3 protein-coding genes and 1 pseudogene are annotated in these 3,663 nt (G+C 61.5%); 1 reads left to right on the forward strand and 3 read right to left on the reverse strand.

Going from position 1 to position 3,663, the window contains the following annotated elements:
• The 3 genes and pseudogenes from EN884_RS29280 to EN884_RS29290 all read right to left on the reverse strand — a co-directional run.
• A pseudogene (locus EN884_RS29280) lies at nt 1–297 on the reverse strand (carbohydrate ABC transporter permease); the annotation flags it as partial.
• A 1-nt stretch (nt 298) separates the two neighbouring features.
• A complete protein-coding gene (locus EN884_RS29285) occupies nt 299–1,312 on the reverse strand; it encodes a sugar ABC transporter permease (protein WP_063169814.1) in 1,014 nt (337 codons plus the stop codon).
• A 228-nt stretch (nt 1,313–1,540) separates the two neighbouring features.
• Complete coding sequence (locus tag EN884_RS29290; RefSeq protein WP_013528261.1) at nt 1,541–2,896, reverse strand: ABC transporter substrate-binding protein; 1,356 nt, start codon at nt 2,894–2,896, stop codon at nt 1,541–1,543.
• Between the two features lie 361 nt (nt 2,897–3,257).
• On the opposite strand from EN884_RS29290, the gene EN884_RS29295 reads away from it, so the two are divergent.
• A partial coding sequence (locus EN884_RS29295; RefSeq protein ID WP_164895220.1) for a LacI family DNA-binding transcriptional regulator occupies nt 3,258–3,663 on the forward strand: 406 nt, incomplete at its 3' end.

The raw sequence follows: 3,663 nt of genomic DNA on the forward strand, positions 1-3,663 counted from the left end.
CGATTTGATTCCGAAGGCGCTGATGTCGCGCTTGGTGCCGTCGCCGAAGATATTGCCCTCGAGCACGAACTTGCCGTCCTTCTCGACTTGCGCCGAGGCGGGCGGCAGCCGGCCGGCTTCCGTCTGTGTGGAACTGGCGAACGAGTTCCACCAGCCCGAGGCGATGATCTGGTTCTTGTCGCGCAGCGACGAAACCAGGATGCCAAGGGTCGGTATGGTCCAGATCGCGACGAAGATGAGCACGGCGATGTGGACGCCGAAGCGGCTGGCGAAGGAATTTCCGGTCGCGACGGCCATCTCAATGTCCTCCCGTCTCTTTGTTCGCCTGTCGGATGTTCCAGACCATGATCGGAATGACCGCAATCATGATGATGATGGCGATGGTGGCGCCGCGGCCGAAATCGCCGCCGCCGCGGAACATCCAGTCGAACATCAGATTGGCCAGCACCTGGCTGTTCCACTGGCCGTTGGTCATGGTCAGCACGATGTCGAATACTTTGAGCACCAGAATGGTGATCGTGGTCCAGACCACGGCGATGGTGCCCCAGATCTGCGGCACCATGATCTTCCAGAAGATCTGGAACGGATTGGCGCCGTCGATGACGGCGGCTTCCAGCGTTTCCTCGGGGATGCCGCGCAGGGCGGAAGACAGGATGACCATGGCAAAGCCGGTCTGGATCCAGATCAGGATGATCATCAGGAAGAAATTGTTCCAGAACGGCAGCGATATCCAGACCTGCGGCTGGCCGCCGAAATGCTGGATGATGGCGTTGAGGATGCCGATCTGCGTCTGGCCCTCGCCCCGATACTCGTAGATGAATTTCCAGATCACGCTGGCGCCGACGAAGGAGATCGCCAGCGGCAGGAAGATCAGGCTCTTGGCGATCGTGCCCCACCAGATCTTGTCCGTAAGCACGGCGATGATCAGCCCGAGGAAGGTGCAGGCGGCCGGCACCACCGCCAGCCAGATGATGTTGTTGAGGATCGAGTTGCGGAACTCGCGGTCGCCGAACGCCCATTCATAGTTCGCCAGGCCGACGAAACTGATGCCGCCGCGATCGAGGAACGACAGCCGCAGCGTCTCGACCACCGGATAGATCAGGTAAATGGTGAGGATGATCATCGCCGGGCCGACGAACAGCCATGGGCGGACCAACCCTTGCCGGCGTAGATTGTCGATGGCCGCGGCACCGGCGACGCCGCGTGACGGGAATATCAGGTCGACCAGTTTGTTGGCGCCCCAGAAATAGGCGACGCAACCGCCGACGCCGACGATGATGACGAATATGGCCGAGAAAATCTGAGCCGCCATGGGTCCCTCTCCCCCTGCGCATGACCCGACAAGGAATGACCTTGGTGACGGGGACCAGGCGCCGATTCAGTTGTTTGGAGCGCGTCATCGGCGGCTTGCGCACATTGCCGATCGCGCTTCATGTCAATGCGCTCATGACGAAAGGCTGCGGCACGGGCCGCCGTCGGATCCGGGCCGGTACGGTCCGAATCCAGTGCGAGAATGGTTGGTCGTCTACGTGCCAGCCGTCTACTTGATGGCGTCCCAGCTCTTCTGGATGTCGGTGGCGACGTCCTGTGCCGACTTGCCGCCGACCAGGTCGATCATGCCGGTCCAGAAGGCGCCGGCGCCGATCTTGCCCGGCATCAGGTCGGAACCGTCGAAGCGGAAAGTCGAGGCATTGGCGAGGATTTCGCCCTGTTTCTTCAGCGCGTCGCTGGCATAGGCATCCTTGTTGACCGACTTGAGCGGCGTCACGAAGCCGCCCTCGGCCATCCAGATCTCGTGGGCGAGCGGCATCTTCAGGAATTCGATGAACGCGCGCGCACTCTTGCTGTCCTTGGTGATCATCGCCAGCGTACCGGCGCCGAGCACGGGCGTGCCCAGTTCAGGCTTGGCGGCATAGGGCGGGAAGTAGAAGAAGTCCGCGTCCTGGCCGACCTTGGTGCCTTCCGGGAAGAAGGTCGGAATGAACGATGCCTGGTGGTGCAGGTAGCATTTCGGCGGCACCGAAAAGAGGCCCTTCGGGCTGTCGCGGAAGTCGGTCGCCGCAACCGCCTTGGCGCCGCCGTCGACCATCTTGTCGTCGGTCGCGATCTTGCCGAAAATGTCGATGGCGTTGACCACCGCCGGATCGTTGAACGGGATCTCGTTCTTCACCCATTTGTCGTAGACCTCCGGAGGCTGGGTGCGCAGCATCAGGTCTTCGACCCAGTCGGTTGCCGGCCAGCCGGTGGCACCGCCGGAGCCGAGGCCGATGCACCACGGCTTGCCGCCATCGGCGATGATCTTCTTTTCGAGATCGGCGAGTTCTTCCTGGGTCTTCGGCACCTTGTAGCCGGCTTCCTCGAAATTGTCCGGCGAGTACCAGACCAGCGACTTCACGTCGGCCTTGTAAGGGAAGGCGAAGAAGCCCGGCTTGCCGTCCTTGTCCTTGAAGGTGCCGAGATCGACCCATGACTGGCCGGCGCCGTAATTGTCCTTGACCCATTTGGCGGTGTCGTCACCGAGCGGCGTCAAAAGGCCCTTCGACGCCAGGTCCTGGATGAGGCCCGGCTGCGGCAGCACGGCGATGTTCGGCGGGCTGCCGGCCTGCGTGTCGATGACGATCTGCTGCTCGTAATTCTCCGAGGAGGAGTATTTGATCTCGACGCCGGTGGCTTCCGAGAAATAGTCGAGGACGCCGCGCACCAGGCCTTCGTCCTCGCCGCGCCACGGTCCGAAGATCGACAGCGTTTCACCCTTGAGGTCGACTTTCTTGAGCTCTTCGTAGTTCGCCCAGTTGAAGCGCTTGTCTTCGCCGGGCTTGAACTTCAGTTCGGCCTGCGCGGGCGCGTTCAGGGCGAACGTGGCAAACGCAGCACCCAGCAAAAGCATTTTCTTCATCGGTATTCCTCCCAGTGGGTCTCACACACCGGACGGAACCTCCATTCCGCCCGCCGACGCCGCAGGACTGTGACTCAGTCGGAAAGGAACCGCAACCTTTCGAAGAGTCTTCCAAAGCGCTTTGGCTTTTTCGATCACGCCATTGAATCGCGGGGAAGTCAAGAGGCTGGCGAATCAATCGATTTAGGTTCGCGCATTTTCGCCCTAAAAGTGCGTCGCAGCATGCTATTATGGCAGTGCAGCAGCAATTTTTGTTTCAAACATGCCCAAACCGCGTCTATGGTTGGGCTTCGTATGGCTCGGCCCCGGTGGCACTTGGGTCGATTCAATTTAAAAGCGCTTTGAGGGAATGGAGACTTTCGTGAACCTCAAGCAGCTCGCCCACATGCTGGCACTTTCGCAAACCACGGTAAGCCGCGCGCTGAACGGCTATCCCGAGGTCAACGAGGAGACGCGCAGGCGTGTCATGGATGCCGCCAAGCGCCATGGCTATCGGCCCAACCCGAGCGCGCGCCGGCTGGCGACCGGCAAGACCGGCATGATCGGCTATGTCCTGCCGACCGGTGCGTCCGTCGACATCGATCCGCATTTCGTCGAGTTCCTGTCCGGCCTTGGCGACTATGCCCGCTCGCACGAGCTCGACCTTGTGCTGTCGCCGGCCGACGCCGACGACCAGGAGACGACCTACCGGCGCATCGTCGCCAACCGGCAGGTCGACGCTGTTTATATCTTCTCTCCAAGGCCCGCTGACCGGCGCGCGCTCGGGT

Origin of the sequence: Mesorhizobium sp. M7A.F.Ca.AU.001.01.1.1 (assembly GCF_004022735.1) — a bacterium.
GTDB lineage: Bacteria > Pseudomonadota > Alphaproteobacteria > Rhizobiales > Rhizobiaceae > Mesorhizobium > Mesorhizobium ciceri.